A 19,039-nucleotide genomic window follows, 5' to 3' on the forward strand; every position below is an offset into this window, starting at 1 on the left:
GTCCTATCAGGCGCCAAGCACCTCGATCTTGCGAACGTTCGGCTGGCGCTTGGGCAAGGTCAGACGCAGCACGCCGGCATTGAGTTTGGCCGAGATATGCTCGCCATCGATCTCGCTGGAAACCGAAAAGGCCCGATAGTAATCGACCAGGCGATACTCGGCATAGCTGGCGGCGTCCTTGTCGGCGGTTGCCAGTTGCAGCGCCTTGCCGCGAATGGTCAGGGTGCTGCGCTCCAGGGTCACTTCCAGATCCTGCTCGGCGACGCCGGGCATGTCGGCGACAAGGGTAATTGCTTCGGCGGCATCGTAGACGTCCACCGCTGGAGCGACTTCCGGGCGATGCGCCTCGCGTTCTACCGTGCTGTTATCTCGACTTACATTGATTTCCTGGTTCATGGTATTCCTCCTTGGCTTCGTCGTTGCATTCAAGCGCTGATGGCAATGCGACGCGGCTTATCGGCCTCCAGACGCGGAACTTCAATGCGCAACTCGCCGCGTTCCAGGCGCGCCGTGGCGTGTTCGCTATCGGCGCGAAAAGGCAGCTGCACGGTGCGCGAAAATTTTCCACGCGAGCGTTCGCGGCGCAGGGTCGTAGAACCTTCCGGAGCATCGTCGCGTCGTTCGGCGCTCAGACGCAGGCGATCGTCCTTGATGCTGATCTCGATGTCTTCCAGCTGTACGCCGGGCAAGAGCGCGGTCAGCGTGGCGCGATCGCCTTTGACGTGCAGATTCACTGGCGGATACTGCTCGTTGACGCGTCCCTGCGGAAATAGTTCCGCCCAGAAGGGCGCGCTGAATGTGAATGGGCTTCTGTATCGTAGCATTTGGGTCCTCCACAGGTATGGATAGACCTTGCATTGCAGGGCTCATGCCAGGGCGCTGCCCTTCCAACAGGGCCTTTCCGGCGATTCTGTACTTCGATGGGCGCCAGAGTGTCAGGTTGGCGTCGCGATGTCAGCGCTGGTCGAATTGCCGCTGCCTGTACTGCGCTGGACTCAAACCGAAGGCGCGGCGGAAGATGCGAATGAAGTGCGAAATGTTTTCGTAGCCCAGCGCCAGGGCCGCGTCGGTTACGTTTTGCTCCGGGCGCGAAAGAAGGCGCCGGGCGTGTTCCATTCGTTTGCGCTGGATCCATTTGCCAGGACTCTGCCCCGTTTGTCGGCGAAACGCGCGCTGAAAGGAGGACAGGCTGCAATTGCAGAGCGATGCGAAGTCCTCCAGACTGAGCCGACTGGCGTAAAGCTCTTCGACCAGCCGCAATGGATCGCGAACCTGTCGGTGCAATGTCTGAAACAGCCAGTCGGCAAAGGTCCGGCTGCGGTCCGCCTGATCAATTAGCTCCAGCGACTCCAGCAGTTTGAGGCGCAGCATGCGTGCATTGCTGCGCGCGCCGCCGCCAAAGGCGCCAGACACAGAAGCAAGATAACGTTTCAGCGCTGCGCTGGCCTCAATTCTCAATGCCGGCGGCGGCAGCGCGGCGCCTTTCAGTCGCAGCGGTCGTTCCTGCAGGAACTCCAGCAGTAGCGTGCGATCGAAAAAGAGCAGGTACTGTTCGAAGACCCCATCGGCGGCGGTAAATAGATCGGAAACCTTGAAGATTTCCGGGGCCAGAAAAAGCGCGTCGCCAGCGCGCAAGGTCTCCCGGCGCCCGCCTGAAAAATGCAGCTCCTTGCGTCCGCGCAGCACAATGGTCAGGGAAGCGGCAGGCGAAAGGATCGGCTGCTCGTAGAGCGGCGCAGTCAGTCGCTTGAAGAGCAGCGCCGAATCGCCGGCGGCGGCGATGACTGTGACGCCGGTCAAAGAAAGGAGGTCCCGGGGTACAATCCGGGCGCGCCGTCCTTCCGATGCAGGCGTTTGTTCAGACAAAGGTTGCGATTTCATAAGCAAATCCCCGGCGACTTGTCGGACCTGCGCAGTTGCGCAGCATCCGACGAGCCCGGCAACTACATGCTCGCGAATTGTTTCTCAACGCTCTTATGGTCGGCCCGCCAGGCGGCATAGACCGACTCTGACATCGGATCTGGAAAGACATCTTCCCGCCCCTGTTCCAGCGCTCGAAATACCTCCGCCGCTACATGGGCCGGCGCGGTCTTTGCCATTTCAACGCCGGCCAGCATATCCGTGTCAATTGCGCCGGGAAAAACATTCAATACACGCAGGCCGTTTTCGGCCAGACTGGCGCGCAGCGAGAGAGCCAGCGAATAGGCGGCTGCTTTGGACGCGCAGTAGGCGGCCATGCCCGGCGCGCTGATCAACGAGACCAGCGTAAGGATGTTCACGATGGCGCCCTCGCCGTTGCGCTTCAGCGCCGGAAGAAAGGCGCGATCCATGCGCAGGTTGCCCCACAGATTGACGTTCATCAGTCTTTCAAAAGAATCCAGCGAAGCCTCCAGCAGATTGCCAAAGTCAAGGACTCCGGCATTGTTGATCAGAATTTGTACGTCCTGGGCAATGTCTGCCGCCTTTTTTACGCTGCGCTCATCGGTTACGTCGAGCTGCAGCGCTTGCAATCCGGACGCCGACCAGCCTGGCTGGCCGTTGCGCGAAGCGGCATAAACCTTGCGCGCGCCGCGGGCGAGGGCGGCCTCCGCCAGGGCGCGGCCAATGCCGCGATTTGCGCCGCTGATCAGCACTGTCTTGTTCTTGAGATCCATTTCTTTTGCTCCTGAGTTCGTGTGAACTCTACGCCAGAAGTATGCTGCAGCCAGGCAAGGCTGGCTAATCGCATCCGGTCGTCAGTAGTCCATTCCGGTCAGGATTTTGGCGCTGTGCTGCGGCAGCCTGTTGCGTCCCTGGTTCAGCGCGACTCGGCGTAAACAATGTGCGCCGTCGCCCCATCGGCAGCAGTGTACCACATTTTGCCGATGCCCCCATCCGCAAGCACCGTAGGGCCATTGACTGAATTGCTATCGTATGGCGGCAGCGAGCCGCGCACGATAGCTGGCTGGCAGGCGCCCCAGTGCAACCCATCGAGCGATTCGCAGTAGATGATGTCGTAGTTGAAAGCTGTAGAGGAACCGGAGTACCAAGTTTTATAGCGCGTACTATCGTGGAAAACGGCCTGCCGGCCAATGTTGTGCGTATCCAATGCGCCCTGTGTGCCAATGTCGAGATTGAGCGTGCAATTGCTCCAGACGCGTCCATCGCTGGAGCTGCAGCGTCCGCGGCGGTAGACCTGATACGATTCCATGACGACGCCGCTATAGTACATTGTGTAGCGATCGACTACCATCGGCGAAAATGCGTGCATTGTATCAAATCCCTGTCCGCTTATGCCAGGCGCCAGGGCTACTGTAAATCCGCTCCAGTTCAATCCGTCGCTCGACTCAGCATATAAAGTTCGCGAGGTTCCATTGCTGGCTGAATACCACAGTCGGTAGATCGAAGCCTCCTTGATCACCATCGGCGAATAGACTCGAAGGGTATCAAAGCCGGAGCCCGAGGCGCCTACATTCACCGCGAGTTGAAAATTGCTCCAGTGGATGCCATCGATGGACTCAGCGTAGAGGATGCGTTCCACGCCGCCGCCATCCGAGGCGGCATACCAGATTTTGAAAAGGTTTCCGTCGCGCAGCACCGTAGGTCCGCTTACATCGGCCGTATCATAGGGCGGCAACTGATTGGGTGCGATGACAACCTGCAGGTTCGTCCAGGTCACGCCATTGCCGATCAGGGGCAGGAGCAACAGGCTTCTTTCTGGATCGAAACCTCCCTCGCTTGAATAGCAGAAGCTGCCAGAAGTAGCGGCGCTCAGGGCAAGCGCCGCCAGATAAGTTTTGATCCTGGCGTGCACTGATTGCATTCCTTACATCGGCGGGGGACGATTGCGGTTCGTCCAGCCAGGCGCCGACCTCCGCGCCAGGCGAGGCATTTTTCAAATTTGCGTCATCCAAGCGCGAGTTGCCGGCGGTTGCGGCCGGCGCTTTGCTGGCCGTATATGAATCAGACTTTCGACCCCTTGCGCGAATCCAGGCGCGGCGCCAGCCGCCGCACTCTGGCCGCGCTGGGTCGCGAGCTGTGGCCCGCCGACCGACCGGATCTCAAGCTGCGATTGCTGCTGGCCGGCGCGGCGCTCCTGCTGGCCAAGCTGGCCAGCATAGCTACGCCTTATGCCTATAAGCTGGCAGTGGATTCGCTTGCGCCGGGCGGCGTCCTGCGCGAGGGCTGGCGCGCGGCGCTGCCGATCTGGCTGCTTGCGCCGGCGGCGCTGACCCTGGCTTACGCCGCCTCGCGCCTGATCAGCCAGGCGGCTGGAGAATTGCGCGATTTCCTGTTTGCGCGCAACACCCAGCACGCGCAGCGCAAACTGGCGCTGCGCGTTTTTGAGCACCTGCATCGATTGAGCCTGCAATTCCACCTCTCGCGTCAGACCGGCGGACTTTCGCGCGTGATCGAGCGCGGCGTAAAGGGCGTCCATTTTGTACTCAGTTTTCTGACCTTCAGCATCGCCCCCACGATCCTGGAGATCATCGTTGTAGCCGTTGTACTCGGACGACTCTTTGGCTGGCAGTATGCGGCGATCGTTTGCGGCGCCATCACGCTCTACGTCGTCTATACGCTGCTGATCACCGAATGGCGAACCATCCATCGCCGGCGCATGAACGAGAGCGACAATCGCGCCCACGCCAGGGCCATCGATTCCCTGTTAAACTTTGAGACGGTAAAGTATTTTGGAGCGGAGCAGCGCGAATACCAGCGCTTTGATGAATCGCTTGCTTCCTACGAGCAATCCTATTTGCGCAGCCAGACCAGTCTGTCGCTGTTGAACGTCGGTCAGGCGCTGATCATCGCTGGCGGTCTGGCATCGTTGATGATTCTGGCGGCGCAAGGCGTTCAGCGCGGCGAAAGAACGCTGGGCGATTTTGTGATGGTCAATGCATATTTGATTCAATTGTATATGCCGCTCAATTTTCTGGGATTTGTCTACCGAGAACTGAAGCAGGGTCTGGTCGACATGGACAAGATGATCGAGCTGCTGGCAATTCAGCCAGAGGTGCAGGATGTGGTCGGAGCGCCGCCGCTGTCCCCGGCAGGCGGTCGTATCGAATTTGACCAGGTTAGTTTTTCCTACGGGCCGGAACGGGAAATCTTGCGCGGCCTGAATTTTTGCGCCGAGCCAGGACAAACGGTGGCAATTGTCGGTCCCAGCGGCGCCGGAAAATCGACTATCGCCAGGCTGATCTTTCGATTCTACGATGTAAGCGAGGGCGCGATACGGTTGGATGGTCAGGACATACGCGAGGTCGCCCAGCATTCGCTACGCGCTGCCCTGGGCGTCGTTCCACAGGATTGTGTATTGTTTAACGATAGCATCGGCTACAATATTGGCTACGGACGGGATGGCGCCACAAGACGCGAGATTGAAGAGGCGGCGCGGATGGCCAGCATTGATGCATTCATCCAATCTTTGCCTCAGGGCTACGACACGCCGGTTGGCGAACGCGGATTGAAGCTTTCCGGAGGCGAGAAGCAGCGCGTGGCCATTGCCCGAACGATGCTCAAGGGGCCGGAAATACTGATTTTCGACGAAGCTACCTCCGCGCTGGATTCGCATACCGAAAAGGACATTCAGGCCGCCCTGCGCGAAGTCAGTCGTAATCGGACGACGCTGGTGATCGCCCATCGACTATCGACCGTTGTGGACGCTGACCAAATCCTGGTACTCAAGCAGGGACAGATTGTGGAGCGCGGTCGGCATCAACAGCTGTTGCAATTGGACGGCGAATACGCGGCGATGTGGAACAAACAGCGCGAGGCGGACGAGATGCGTTCGCGGTTGGATGCGGCCCTGGCCGACGCCGGGGCATAAGTCGGACTCAAGGCCGGCAGCTGGCAGCTTTCGCAGTGGACAGAACGGTCTATTCGGCGCGCACTGGCCTTTGCGGGGGACGGCAATGGCGCAACTGGTATCGTCGAAGGTTGAAAATGGAACGGCAATTGTAACGCTATCAATCAGCGATAACAATGCCTTCCACAATGAGGCCTTTGGCGTCCTGGATTCCGCACTGGCCGAGCTATCGGCGCAACCTGGCGTGCGCAGTCTGGTTTTGAACAGCGCCGCCAAAGGCTTCTTTTCCAACGGATTGGATCCGCACGCGATCCATGGACGCCCGGAGGGCGAGCTGGCGACGCTGATTGGGTATTTCTTTTCCGTGCTGCGACGCCTCTATCTTTTTCCAGCGCCGACGGTGGCAGCGATCGATGGACACGCCATCGGCTACGGAGCGATGCTTGGCGCCATGTGCGATTTTCGAATCCTGACTGAAAAAGGCGCGCGTATCAGCTATCCCGAACTTAACATTGGCGTCACTCTGCCGGTCTTTGTCTGTCGACGCTTGATCGATCTGGTTGGCGAGCGGGCGGCGCGCGATTTTCTCTTCACTTCTCTGGCGCCAAAACCGCCCGAAGCACTGAGCCTCGGTCTGGTCGATGAGCTGGTTCCGGAGGAAAACGTCAAGGCCCGGGCGCAGAGCCTGGCCGATCGCCTGGCAAAGCTGCCGCAGCAGGCGACGCGCGCTCAGAAGGCGATTCTGCGTCGCTGCACGATGTCTGATCTCGATACTATCATCGCCGCCGACCAGAAGGAAACGTTGCAGTTGCTCGGCTCCGCTGAGGCGCGCGAAGGTTTCGCCGCCATGGTAGAAAAGCGGCGGCCAAAATTCAACTGATGGCGGCGACAGCCGAGCGCATCCGCTGCCAGCGCCGCGCCGAATTGAGATAGACCTGCGCCGCCTGATCGTTGGGAAAGGATTCCAGGCAGCGCTGAAAATGAGCGATGGCGTTATTGTAGTCGCCGGCATAGTATTCGCTCACTCCCTGTTCGAACTGGCTGCGCGTTTGCTGCAGAAAATCGACAACGTAATCCGACTGCCCTTCGAAAACCTCGAAAGCCGCAATCGTATTCTTTTTTCCTTTGAGTCGGACGCGACCAAGCATGCGCAGACGATAGGCATTGGGATCTTCCAGTCCAAAAAGCGTATTCTCGCTGATCAGAATGGAGGCGCCTGACTTCTTGGTCAGCGATTCAATGCGCGAAGCCAGATTGACAGCGTCAGAAATAACCGTTGTTTCCACCCGTTCATGTTCGCCGATTACGCCCAGCGTCAGTACGCCGGTATGAATGCCGATGCCAATGCGAATCGGATCGAAATCAGCGCGCAGACGGCTGCGATTGTACTCGCGGATCTCGCGCTGCAGAGCGATCGCCGTGCGCACCGCGTCATCGGGATTTGCCGGAAAGAGCGCCATTACAGCGTCGCCGATGTATTTGTCGATAAAGCCGTTATTCTGACGGACGATTGGTCCCACACGCTTCAGGTAAGCATTGAGAAAGTTAAAGTTCTCCGCCGGAGTCATCTGCTCTGAGAGATTGGTGAAATTGCGAATGTCGGCGAACAGTATGGTCATTTCGCGTTGCACTTGATCGCCCAACTGCACCTCGGTAACTGCCTCGCGGGCCAGGAAGCTCAGAAACTGCCGCGGCACGAATCGCGCAAAGCTGTCAGACATGCGACGCTGCATGGCCAGGCTTTCCTTCTGTCGCTCAATCAATGCCGCCTGGGCGCGCTCATTGGATTCGCGCAGTACGCTGATTCGCGCTCCGAGCGCCAGCGAGAGCAACACCACTTCCACCGCGGACCCCACCTGTTGCGACCAGCTGGTAATGGCATTATCCGGCAATACGCCGGCGGTCTGTCCAATGTAAGCCAGTACGCCAAGCAACAGCGTGGTCCATGCGGCCAGGTAGTAGTAGGCCGGCGGAAAGCGTCGCCACGCGGTGAGAATGCCGGCGCACATCATCAACAGCACGCTAATGCCGACCATGCCTATGGCCACGGCGATGCCAAGTCGGTAGGTCAGCAGCAGGCTGATCGGCGCCAGCGCCGCGGAGACAACAATCAATCCGCGCAGAAGGTGGTCCAGCCAGCGTGCGTAGCGCCGCGTGTTGAGCAGCGACCTGGTAAATAGTTTTGCCGCAGCAACGCCCAGAAACATAAAAAATGGCAGCGAGGCGTTGCCCCACCAGACGGCATTGGGCCACAGGTATTGAAAGGTCAGCCCGTTCAGAGTGGACTGGTAGAGGCCAAAGCCGGCAATAAATGCTACGTAGTACAGATAGCTTAGATCGCGCAGCGATACAAATAGAAAAAAGTTATACACCAGCATCACCAGAATAATGCCGTAGTAAAGTCCCAGCGCCATCTGTTCATGGATCGCGCCCTCCAGAAAGGCCTGGGGCGACCACAAGCGCAGGTGTACGCTGACCTTACTGCTGGTCTGGTAGCGCAGATAGATTTCGTTCATACCCGGCGCCAGCCGAATGGGCATGACAAAATTGCGATGTTCAATGGGACGCTGTGCGAAGGGAAGGTGATCGCCAAATTCTTGATTGCGCCAGCTTCCGTCCTTGTGCAGAAATAGGCTGAGCGAATCGATTAAGGGATAGCCTTGCTCCAGCAAAACATCGCGGGGCGCCGACGCGGAGTTCTCCAGACGCAAGCGCACCCAGAAGGCCGATGAGGAGAATTGAAAGCCCGGATAGTCCTCCGCGCTGCTCCGCCAGCCCTGCTGGCGACCGGCAATTTCGTCAATGCCCAGGGCGCCAGACGGATCCTCCAGAACCTCCAGCTCTTTGCCCAGCGGCCGACCTTGCACGGCGTCCTCGGCTATCGTCTCAGGCGCCGTCGAGACTGCGCTAGGCAGCAGGCAGACCAGGGCAAGGCTCAGCAGCGCGCTTGTTGCGGGTTTCATGCCAGGGCACGACGCGCTGACAGAGCGCCCAGCGCAATCATCGTTTCTTTGGCTTTTGCTGGCTGGCGCCGCCTCTAAACCAGGCGGATGACGCCAGCTATTAGCGCAAGGGCATTTGCACTTGCCGCAGCCGGCGCTCCGTACAACCTGCGACGACCATGTCCGATGCTGGCGCGCCGCAGGCCCATTCGCCCTTGTGGCCCCGCCTGGCGGCGGCGCTTGCCGGCTTTGGCGGAAGGCTGCGCCGCGCTTACGATCGACTGTTACGCCGGCCAATGCGCATTGCGTTTGCGATGTGTGCCGTGCTGGCTGCGGCGGCATTGACGGCGCGCATTGGCGGAGCGCCCATCGGACTTGCGCCTCAGGCGCTTGCAGTGCTGGTGAAAGCTCTCGCCTGGTTCTATGTCATATACGAAGTATTGGGCCTGCTCTTTCGTGCAGAGCCAGCAGGCGCCTACCTTCGCGCGCACCGCGCAGAACTGCTGGTTGCTGCGCTGCTGATGCTGCGTCTGGTCCTGGAGCGCGATTTGTTGGCCTGGTTTTCCGCCGATGGCATACAGGCAGAGGATGCAGCGCTGACCGTTACCATCCTGACCAATGCCGCTCTTGCACTGCAGGCTGCTATGCACGCGTTGCGTCGCGCCGGCGCATCCACTGTACTCCGTCTCAATCCAGCGCTGGTGCTGGCGACCAGTTTTGCGGCCGCTATTCTGGCCGGCTGGGGTTTGCTTTGTTTGCCAGCAGCCTCGCGCAGTTACGTAGCGCCGCTGGACCATTTTTTTGTAGCAGTCAGCGCCGTTTGTGTCACCGGTCTTTCTCCAATCGATCTATCCCTGGTATATGCGCGCACAGGTCAGTGGATCGCTCTGATCCTGATTCAGGTTGGCGGACTTGGGCTGATGACGCTTACCTCGTTCTTTGCCTACTTTTTTGCCGGCCGGGTCTCAATCCGGCACGCGATCTTTATGCGCGATTTATTGAGCGAGGAGTCGCTGGCGGAGGTGCGCTCGCTGGTTCGATCGATCGCGCTTTTCACTTTCGTGGCTGAATTGTGCGGCACAATCTGGCTGTACTACTTTTCACCTGGGCCGCCGGCGCCGCCTGCGGAGCGCTGGTTTTCGGCGTTGTTTCACAGTGTCTCAGCCTTTTGCAATGCAGGCTTTGCGTTGTATACACGCAGCATGATTGACGTAGCGCCTTACAATTCCGCCTACCTGGGCGGACTGATGGCTTTGATTTTTGCCGGCGGCTTTGGCTTCCCCTTTGCAAATGAACTGTGGCAGCGATTGCGCGGCGGCAAACGACGGCTTTCAATTGCACTGCGTACCGGACTTGGATTGCACCTGCTGTTGCTGCTGCTTGGCGCGATCGTGTTTTTGCTGCTGGAGCAAAAACAATCTCTAGCAGACCTTTCTTTGCCAGAAAGGCTGCAGCAATCGCTATTTTTTTCAGTTTCGGCGCGCACTGCCGGCTTTAACGCGCTGCCGATCGAATCGCTGCATGCCTCCACGACCTTGTTCAGTTTGTTTTTGATGTGGGTCGGCGCTAATCCCGGCGGAACCGCAGGCGGCATCAAGACGACCACCTTCCTCATCGGATTTGCCTATGTTTTCCAGAGACTGCGCGGGCAAAATGCGCTGCAACTGGCGGGACGAACCATTACCGAAGAGAGCGTATTCCGGGCAATATCCGGAATGTTGCTTTCTATTGTTCTGATTGTGGGCTGTCTTTTTGCACTGTCGCTCACGGAGTCGGCGCCCTTTCTGGATCTGGCCTTTGAAGTGGTCTCGGCTTTCGGAACCGTCGGGCTATCGCGCGGCATAACGGCCAATCTCAGCGTCGCCGGCAAGCTGACCATTTGTCTGGCCATGTTTTGCGGTAGAATTGGCGCTCTGACCTCCTTTGTGGCGCTGATTCCGCGCCGACGCTTGCCGCGTTATCGATATCCGGGCGAATACGTGGTAACCGGATAAGCTGGATGCAAAAATCGAGGAAGGATATGGAATGAAGAAGAGCGCGCTGGCGGTGATTGGTCTTGGCGATTTTGGAATGGAACTGGTTCGACGCCTCCACGCCGAAGGACATGAAACGATCGCGGTAGATGTATCGATGCAGCAAGTCGAGGAGGTTGCAGATCACTGCAGCGAAGCGATCTGCCTCGATGCCACCGATGAACGCGCTCTGCGCCGTCTTGATTTCAAGGCCATCGACGCTGTAATTCTCGCCGGATCACAGTCATTTGAGAATGAACTGATCATGATCGACAATTTGCGACGCCTCGGGGCCAGGCGCATTGTCGCCCGCTTCAAGACGCCGCTACAGTTGCGCATTTTGAAAATGCTTGGATTGGAGGATGTATTCAATCCGGAGATGCGCGCCGCCTTGAATATGGCTGAAGGATTTCGGCATGGCGGTTTGATTCATTCGGTATCCGTGCGCGATGGCTTTCACATGATCGAGTCGCCGCTGCCCGCCGGTCTGGGCGGCCTGCGCGTGATTGATCTTCCGCTGCAGGGCAAGACGCCTATTGCACTGCTGGCTATCGTTCGACCGCGACAGAGCGGCGAGGAATTTCTTTTTCCGTCCCCGGAATTCGTTCTCGAACTCGGCGACCGAATCGTTCTCTTTGGCGCCGAGAAGGAACTCGATCGACTGCTGGCCGATCATCGCTGAGTCGCCAATATGGATTAAGCCGAGCGATCTGTTTGCCAGTCTGCCATTCGACGCCGCCAGGCGCGGGCCTGCTTTGGAAGCTCGAGCAACTCGGCCGCTTCATGAGCTACGGAAGCTGCGCGCAGGTATCGTGTGCGCGACTCCTCGGGATGTAGCAGTGCGATGGCGCCCTCAGCATAGTTCAGCGCGCGCCTGGGCTCGCCCAGCGACAGATGCACGGCCGCCAGATTCAACTCTTGCCATGCATCGGCGGGTCCTTGACCGGAAGCGACCTGCAGCAATTCCCGGACACGCGCCTCGCGAGCGCCGCGCGCGGCCAGCACTCGAGCCGCCGAGAGCGCGCCTCCGGCGCGCACCATTTTTTCGCACAGCGCCTGGCACAGCGGCGCATGCCGCACGGCCAGCGCAATCTCTGCCGCCAGGTCGAGGGTCGACCGTTCCGCGTATTGAGTGGCAAGCGCGCTCTGGATGTGTAGCGCGGCCTGCTGTGTGTCGCCGCGTCGCAGATCGTGCCAGGCCAGAACTTCGCGGGCAATGGGATCGGCGCCGTGCTTCTGACTCAACTGCTGCAGGCTGAGCGCGACCCGACTCAAGCGACCGCGATTTCTCCAGAAGGCTACTCGGGCCAGAATCGCCAGGCGCGAATTTGGCGCAGCGCATTCCAAACGGCGCAGGATGGTACGCGTGACGGCCCCCTCCTGACCTCGAACCTGGCCTCGGGCAGTGCGCACCTGCGCTGACACATAAAGGGCCTGAACGTCGCGGCGATCGATAACCAGCGCAGTATCGGCATGGCGGAGCGCTTCGCCGCTGCGGTTTTCGCGCCATAGCAACATGGCCAGGCTGCTCAGTCCGGCCAGATCGCGCCTGCTGTAAGTCTGCAGAGCGGCGGCCAGGCGAAGCGCTTCTCGTTGATCAGATAGACGTAAGGCGCAATAGAGAGCGCGTCGCAGGGCTTCGGGATAGCCGGCCGCACTCCTGGCAGCCTGCTCAAGCGCAGCAATTGCAGCGCGAGGTCTGCCTTCGACTTCATGCAACATGCCGCGCAGCAGCAGTTTCGCGCACTCTTCTCGGGCCACAGAAAGCGCATTGCGAAAGCTCCGAGCAGCGCCCCTTCTGTCGCCCAGCAAAAGTTGAAAATCGCCGCGAAGCGTCGCCGCGGCAGTCAATCCCTCGTGACGACTGCAAAGCCCTTCGAGGTCCTCAATGGCCTGCGACATTCCTCCCGTCATTGCTTGAGCCCAGGCAAGCTCCATTCGCTTGCGCCATCCGCCCGGATACCTTTCGATGTAGCGCTGCAACGAAGGTATTCGTTGCCCGGAACGCAAGCTGCTGCGCGGACCAAAATAGGAAAATTCAGTCTGGCCGCCGCCATCGCTCAACTGCAGCAGGCGAATCGAGGATTGCGCTTCAAAGGAGATTTCGCGGACCTGCAACGTGCGGATTGTCTGCGAGACCGACTTGCTGCGTGCGCGGCGCATAGCTACGGCAATGGCATCGAGTTCGGCGCCGTCCTTCAGCGCCACTTGCAGTTGACGCCGAGCAAATTGATTTCTTTTGCGCGCGTTTGCTTCGCTGATATTGAGGCGCATTCCGATCTCGCGGTAGGACAGGCCGTCCAGTATGCGCAAACGAGTCGCATCGCGCATGCGCTCAGGCAGCTTTTCGATGCTCTGGCGCAGCTTCTGCAATTCCTCATCTTGCAAAAGCTGATCCTCCTGGCCAGTGTCGGGGCACGGGGTCTCGCGTTCCTCGAGGCCGTATTGCAGCTGGGCGCTGTTTCGGCGTCGAAGCATCTCGATGCATACATTGCGCGTGACGGCGCTAAGCCAGGGGCCCGGGGATCGAATCCCGGAGTGAAAGCGGGGAGCGGCGCGCAGCATCGCATTGTGCAACGCGTCTTCGGCATCGTCGGCGCTGCGCAGCATTGCCACACAGAGTCTCTCCAATCGCCGTTGTTCGCGCGTCCACAGACTCCAGAATCCGTCGGCGACCGGCCCATCGCCAGGCCCTTCCTGCGCTTCTTGCTGCGAGATATCGCCGTCCATGATTGCCGCTCCCTGTCCGAGGAGCCGCATTGAGATTACCGTCTTCTCTACTTCCAGCAAAATTTACAGCAGTATGTTAAATTATTGACGCAACCAAATCGTTCTAATTTCACAAAACTAGATCAGGTTAGGAAGGATGTATGATGTATATAAAATTGTGTGAATATCGAACGATACTGCAAATGGCGAGAGTTGTGTCGCATTGTCGGAGCAGGGGTCGTCGTAGTTGTAGCAGACGGCTTCCCATTCGCGTCCACGGCGTTGGGATGCAGGGCCGGGTCGACCACTGACAGGCTGTCAGCGGAAGCTTGGCGGTTTCATAAGCGCGCGTACTGGCGGGAGGCAAGGACCTCTGGCGCTCTAAACGTTTGGCAGGGAGGGCTCATTGCAGGCGCCGGCCGCTTGATGGCCGCAACCTGTTGCAACGGTCGTGGGCCGAGGGCGTGAAGGCAAGTTCTCGGTCATATCCGCCGGCCCAGAAGACAAAAAATGAAAATCCGAAGAGCTCTTGCCCTTAGAGCGCCACTGCCGAAGTGATTACTTCGCCATTCAAACTTCGCAAAATCCAATCGCCAGGTCGACCGCTAAGCGAACTGGCAAAATAGCCATAGGTAAATGTGGCTGCATCGCCGCCCGAGGCAACAACCCAGGGACCTACGGAGGCAAGCGCGCCGTTGGCAAGGGTTACGGCGGCAGTATCGCAGCTGGCCGCCAGGGGTCCGCCGCCGTTCCAGTTTATACCATCCGCCGAATAGTCGGCAAAGCAGCGCTCCGTGGCGGTGATGCCGGCGCCGCCGACTGCAATCCATTGTCCTCCGTGATAGATGACTTTTGTAGGCAGGTCGCCGCCAGCGCCCGCGCCGGAAAAAATCCCCGAAGCGGAGTTCCAGGCAACTCCGTCGAAACTGTAGTAGGCGATTGCAGACGGCGGGTTCTGCCCGACCAGGACCACTCGGTCCGCAGAAGTTGCAAGCCAGATGCCCGTGCCCAACACGGCCGGAATATTGGAGAAATTCAATGTCGCCGGATCTGCGCTGGAATCCAAACCGCCGGTGCCTGCGCCAAAGTATCGGCCATTAAAGTAATCGACCCCGTTGTAAGTAACAGCAAGACCCGTAGCTGCGGAGGTCCAGTTCAGCCCGCCATCGCTGCTGATGCGCACAGTCCCGGCGCCAGAATTTCGACCCAGTGCAGTTAGCCGGCCGCCAACCAGCACCATACTCTGCAGGCCAGTGGTGGCAGCGGGTAAACAGTTGGTGGCGGACCAACTTACGCCATTTGGACTATGCCAGCTAAGACAGGAAGCAGCGCCATCGAGCCCTACAGCCGCGAAGCCGTTGGAAACGCGAAGTATACGGGTGATAGCGGCGCAACCTGGGAATTGCGCAACCGAGCGGCCATTGCCCAGCAGGGCATTGGAACTCAAGTAAATCTGGCACGACGTTCCAGAAGTGGCGCCCAGCAGCATGGCAGGCGGCGTGTAGGCAAGGGCCGCGAGCGTCACGCAACCTGGATCGCTTGCCGTACAATGATCAGGAAACGAGCAAGCAGTGGAAAGGAGACCAACGAATCCCAGTAGCGCGAATAACCTGAGAGCCATTTTGCGGGGACGCTTTCTGAGAACCTTTAGATGTCAATAAGATTCGCCAAATACAATGGATGTACATTGAAACGCGCAGGAAAGGCGCGGCAACAATGTGCACAGTGTAGTTCCGCTGTCAAGTCGCACAGTCCAATGAGCCCGGTATTCGCTGTGCTGCGGGCTGGCAGCGACGATTGCTTTTCAGTCTATGAGCTTTCATCGTTGCGCATCGCTGCCCTGGATGCGAAGATACGAGGTCCAGACATCCAGTCCTGTTTGAATGCATATTGATCGGGAGGGATACTAGAGGAGATTGGGAAGAGCGACAGCGCAAGGCGCATCCCCGAGGACCATCCTGAAGCGCGTCAGAGATCTGTTGCCAATTGCATGAGCGGCGCATAGCTTTCCGCTCGGCGGTCGCGCAAGAATGGCCAATCCCGTCGCTGCAACTCGACGACGCCGGGCTGTAAGTCCGCATAGAGAATCTGCGCGTCGCGTTCGCCAGCCTCCGCCACCACGCGACCAAAAGGATCGGCGACAAAGCTGCCGCCCCAGAACTGCAGCCGGTCTTCCGTTCCGCAGCGATTCACAGCGCAGACATAGATCCCATTGGCGATAGCGTGCGCACGTTGCATGGTGCGCCAGGCATCGCGTTGTGTATCGCCCAGCGAGTCGCGCTCATGGGAATGCCAGCCAATGGCCGTGGGGTAGAATAAGATCTCCGCGCCGGCCAGAGCCGTAGCGCGGGCCGCCTCGGGGAACCATTGATCCCAGCAGATCAAGACTCCAAGTCGCCCTTTGCTTGTATTCCAGACTCGATAGCCAAGATCGCCAGGGGCAAAGTAGTATTTCTCATAGTATTCTGGATCATCAGGGATATGCATCTTGCGATAGACGCCCAGCAGCGATCCGTCGCTTTCGATGATCGCTGCCGTGTTGTGGTACAGGCCGGGCAGGCGGCGTTCAAAGAGCGATGCAACAATAACAATCTGCAGCTCCGCAGCCAGCTGCTGCAGCTTCTGGCAGCTTGGTCCCGGCACCGGCTCGGCCAGGTTGAAGTTGTCCGGATTTTCGCTCTGGCAGAAATAACGCGTGCCAAAGAGTTCCTGCGTGCAGACAATCTCAGCGCCACCAGCGGCTGCGGCGCGCATTGCATCAAGCGTGCGCGCCAGGTTGGCGGCGGGATCCTGAGCGACCTCGTTTTGCAGCAGAGCCACGCGAACAGCATTCATTCTGTGCAGTCGCCGCGCATCGTCCGCCTGGCACAAGACAAATCGCGTGCGAAGCGACTGGACGGGCGCAGGCTGACGCCCGCTCTGTGCAGCCGTGACCAATCTCAACGAGCAGTTCTTTGCGCTGAGCCCGGAGCGCGTCCTCGAAGCGGTGGAAAGCGCCGGCTACCAGCCCTCCGGGCACTGTCTGCAATTGAACAGTCTGGAAAATCGAGTCTACGATTTGAGGTTGGAGGACGGGCGGCATGTGGTTGCCAAGTTTTATCGGCCGGCGCGCTGGCGGCGCGAGCAGATTCAGGAGGAACACGATTTCCTGTTTGAACTACGCAATCATGAGATCCCGGTTTGCGCTCCAATGCCCTTCGTCGATGGGCAGACCATTCATGAAACAGCGGGCATCTTTTGCGCCGTCTGGCCGCGCACTGGCGGCCGCAGTCTCGATGAGTTCAACGATCAGCAACTGGGCATGCTTGGCCGACTGTGTGCGCGGATGCACAACATTGGCGCGGCGGGCCCCATCAGCGGTCGCCCCGATCTGGATGCAGATGCCTACGTCCGTCGACCGCTGCAATTCTTGCTGGGTTCCGGTCTCCTTCCCGATCGTTTTCAGGAGCGCTATACGGCGGCGGCGCTGGCCGCAGCGGATCGCTATGAATTGCTGGCCAAAGGCGTACCCTTGCATCGCATCCACGGCGACTGCCATCCGGGAAACATTCTCTACGGCGACGAAGGATTCTTTTTTCTGGATTTTGACGATTTTGTCCGAGGCCCGGCAGTGCAGGATCTGTGGATGATTGCATCGGCTCGCGATACCGAGGGACTGCGGCAACGCGATCTCTTTCTCGATGGCTACCGACAGTTTCGCGACTTTGAGCATCGCTGGCTCGATCTGGTGGAGCCCTTGCGTTCGCTGCGCTACGTCCACTACTGCGCGTGGATTGCGCGGCGCTGGCAGGACCCGGCCTTTCCGCAGGCCTTTCCACAATTTGGCAGCGATGAATACTGGGAAACGCAGTGTGCGGATCTCGAAGAACAGCAGTTGCAATCGCCGGCGGAGATTGATAGCGACGTCGCCAACGCTGAGCTGGCCCCGGAGTTGACCAACAAAGACTTCTTCTGGGATTGGGAAGAGCGCCCGTGAACAGGACGATGGCGCCCGACCGCAAGTTCTGGCTACGCAAGGCCCCGGCGGTCATTGCTCTGGCGGTCGCGGCGCTTTGTGGATGGCAGCGCATGGCGGCGCTTGGCAGCTCGCCCTATCCGCCAGGCGCTGACGGCTACTACTACGCCGCCCAGGTCCGTCATATGCGCGAACGCGGCCAATTCTTTGGGGCCGAACATTCGCTGGCCTTGCCGCTGCTTTATCTGAGCAGCATCGCACAGGACGACCTGTTGCGATCCACGCAACGCGCGGCCGGTCTGTTTGCCGCACTGCTGATTCTGTCTTCGTATCTTGCAGCTCGATCTTTTTTCGGAAGAACTCTGGCGCCGAGCGATCTGGCGCAGCGCGATTGGCTGGCATTGCTGGCATCGCTTTGGACAGCTTTCGCCAGCGCCGGTCTTTTCCTCTCTTATGAATACTGGAAACAGTTGTTGGGAGCAGTCTTTCTGCTGCTCTATCTGGCTGCACTTTTCAGTTCCTTTTCCTTTCGCCTGCCGCTGGCCGTCCTGATGGCTGTACTTGCCTGGAGCAGTCATCGTTCGACAGCTCCTTTTTTGCTGGCGAGCTTCCTGCCGTCGCTGGCGACAGCGAACTGGGCTATGCTCCGCTATCGTTGGGCCGACCTTATACCCCGCGGGAAACAAGTCGTGCTGGTCTTAGTGGCGACTGGACTTGCCGGACTTCTGGTTCTTGGCGTTCTGGCAATCGCCCGGGAACAAACGCGAATCCTTCATGGCCTGGGGAGCGGCTGGCCGCCAGCGGCATTGCAGTACGTGCGCGTAACACGCGGCGGCCGGCTCATAAGCGTTGAGGCGCTGTTGACTTTGGCCGCCGCGCCGGCAGCCATTGCCTGCTTTACAATTGAAGAGTTTCGGTCGCGCATTGCGCGCTACTGGCCCTCGGGCAGTCTGCTTTTTGCCCTGCTGCTGGCCCAGGCCCCCTTCTTGCGCTTCGAACAACTCGATCTCGGTTTTCGACTCTACCTGTTGGCTTTTCTATTTGCGGCGCCATTACTGGCGCTCTGTCTGGCCGGCTTCAAACTGCGCGCCGTGCTTGCTCTGGCGACGCTGACCGGTATTGCCGCTGTCTATCAGACGCGCGACTTTGTGCTGCCGACTAACTTGCGCCCTGAGAGCATGGAGGCCGCAATCGCTGCCATCGACTTGCCCGAGCAGACGCTACTGATTGCGCAGCAGCCGCTGGACAATATCTACTTCCTTCGCCAGGGCAAGGATTCCTACCGCTACGAACCTGGCGCGCGCTTTGGCAATCGACCGCTGGTCCGCTTGCTGCATGGCATAGACGCCCCGCTTTATAGCGCTTGTTTGAAGCAGGTTCAGGCACAACCCTTGCCTGCTCGCTACTGGCTGCTGCCAGAGCTCCAGTACCAACGCTTCTTTTCCTGCCTCCAGCCGGCATCGCGCACCGCTTTGCAACGCAATGCCCGAAATGTCAGCGCTTTGCCTCCAGACTTCTTACGCTAGCCGCGTCGGCGCAGCGGCTGACGACCGAAAAAAAGCAAATGCTTTAGTTGACAGGAATCTCAGCCATCGTCCGTCTCATGCAAGATGGCGGGAGGTCCGGTCCGCCG

15 protein-coding genes are annotated in these 19,039 nt (G+C 59.2%); 6 read left to right on the forward strand and 9 right to left on the reverse strand.

Features of this window, described 5'->3' with window-relative positions; genetic code table 11:
- Positions 1–6: 6 nt before the first annotated feature.
- From K1X75_09790 to K1X75_09810, 5 genes are all read right to left on the reverse strand, one after another.
- Entirely contained in the window at positions 7–396 is a 390-nt protein-coding gene (locus tag K1X75_09790) for an Hsp20/alpha crystallin family protein (GenBank protein MBX7058342.1), read from the reverse strand.
- A gap of 29 nt (positions 397–425) precedes the next feature.
- Positions 426–824 (reverse strand): Hsp20/alpha crystallin family protein, encoded by a 399-nt coding sequence (locus K1X75_09795; GenBank protein ID MBX7058343.1) that lies wholly within the window; start codon positions 822–824, stop codon positions 426–428.
- 130 nt (positions 825–954) lie between these two features.
- Positions 955–1,881 (reverse strand): AraC family transcriptional regulator, encoded by a 927-nt coding sequence (locus K1X75_09800; protein ID MBX7058344.1) that lies wholly within the window; start codon positions 1,879–1,881, stop codon positions 955–957.
- A 62-nt stretch (positions 1,882–1,943) separates the two neighbouring features.
- Positions 1,944–2,654 (reverse strand): SDR family NAD(P)-dependent oxidoreductase, encoded by a 711-nt coding sequence (locus K1X75_09805; protein MBX7058345.1) that lies wholly within the window; start codon positions 2,652–2,654, stop codon positions 1,944–1,946.
- 143 nt (positions 2,655–2,797) lie between these two features.
- The gene (locus K1X75_09810) at positions 2,798–3,802 is read right to left on the reverse strand and encodes a hypothetical protein (protein ID MBX7058346.1); all 1,005 of its coding nucleotides are present in this window, start codon (positions 3,800–3,802) and stop codon (positions 2,798–2,800) included.
- A gap of 135 nt (positions 3,803–3,937) precedes the next feature.
- On the opposite strand from K1X75_09810, the gene K1X75_09815 reads away from it, so the two are divergent.
- Positions 3,938–5,809 (forward strand): ABC transporter ATP-binding protein/permease, encoded by a 1,872-nt coding sequence (locus tag K1X75_09815; GenBank protein MBX7058347.1) that lies wholly within the window; start codon positions 3,938–3,940, stop codon positions 5,807–5,809.
- Between the two features lie 85 nt (positions 5,810–5,894).
- Entirely contained in the window at positions 5,895–6,668 is a 774-nt protein-coding gene (locus K1X75_09820) for an enoyl-CoA hydratase/isomerase family protein (GenBank protein MBX7058348.1), read from the forward strand.
- Here the strand turns inward: K1X75_09820 and K1X75_09825 are convergent.
- Positions 6,661–8,751: an adenylate/guanylate cyclase gene (locus K1X75_09825; GenBank protein ID MBX7058349.1), complete on the reverse strand. Its 2,091-nt coding sequence runs from the start codon at positions 8,749–8,751 to the stop codon at positions 6,661–6,663. The two genes, K1X75_09820 and K1X75_09825, sit on opposite strands and share 8 nt — an antisense overlap.
- Positions 8,752–8,909: 158 nt before the next feature.
- Here K1X75_09825 and K1X75_09830 point away from each other — a divergent pair, with 158 nt between their 5' ends.
- The gene (locus K1X75_09830) at positions 8,910–10,724 is read left to right on the forward strand and encodes a portal protein (protein MBX7058350.1); all 1,815 of its coding nucleotides are present in this window, start codon (positions 8,910–8,912) and stop codon (positions 10,722–10,724) included.
- A gap of 31 nt (positions 10,725–10,755) precedes the next feature.
- A complete protein-coding gene (locus tag K1X75_09835; protein MBX7058351.1) occupies positions 10,756–11,424 on the forward strand; it encodes a TrkA family potassium uptake protein in 669 nt (222 codons plus the stop codon).
- Between the two features lie 14 nt (positions 11,425–11,438).
- Here the strand turns inward: K1X75_09835 and K1X75_09840 are convergent, their stop codons facing one another.
- The 3 genes from K1X75_09840 to K1X75_09850 all read right to left on the reverse strand — a co-directional run bounded on the left by K1X75_09840 (position 11,439) and on the right by K1X75_09850 (position 16,286).
- Entirely contained in the window at positions 11,439–13,502 is a 2,064-nt protein-coding gene (locus K1X75_09840; GenBank protein ID MBX7058352.1) for a sigma-70 family RNA polymerase sigma factor, read from the reverse strand.
- Between the two features lie 484 nt (positions 13,503–13,986).
- On the reverse strand, positions 13,987–14,976 hold the full coding sequence (locus K1X75_09845; protein MBX7058353.1) for a hypothetical protein: 990 nt from the start codon (positions 14,974–14,976) through the stop codon (positions 13,987–13,989).
- Between the two features lie 443 nt (positions 14,977–15,419).
- Positions 15,420–16,286, reverse strand: a complete 867-nt coding sequence (locus K1X75_09850; GenBank protein MBX7058354.1) for a carbon-nitrogen hydrolase — start codon at positions 16,284–16,286, stop codon at positions 15,420–15,422.
- A gap of 94 nt (positions 16,287–16,380) precedes the next feature.
- Here K1X75_09850 and K1X75_09855 point away from each other — a divergent pair, with 94 nt between their 5' ends.
- Entirely contained in the window at positions 16,381–17,427 is a 1,047-nt protein-coding gene (locus tag K1X75_09855) for a serine/threonine protein kinase (protein ID MBX7058355.1), read from the forward strand.
- Positions 17,424–18,932, forward strand: coding sequence for a hypothetical protein (locus K1X75_09860; GenBank protein MBX7058356.1), 1,509 nt, complete (start codon positions 17,424–17,426; stop codon positions 18,930–18,932). The genes K1X75_09855 and K1X75_09860 overlap by 4 nt, the downstream gene beginning before the upstream one ends.
- Positions 18,933–19,039: the final 107 nt, after the last annotated feature.

Source organism: Leptospirales bacterium (genome assembly GCA_019694655.1).
GTDB lineage: Bacteria > Spirochaetota > Leptospiria > Leptospirales > Leptonemataceae > SSF53.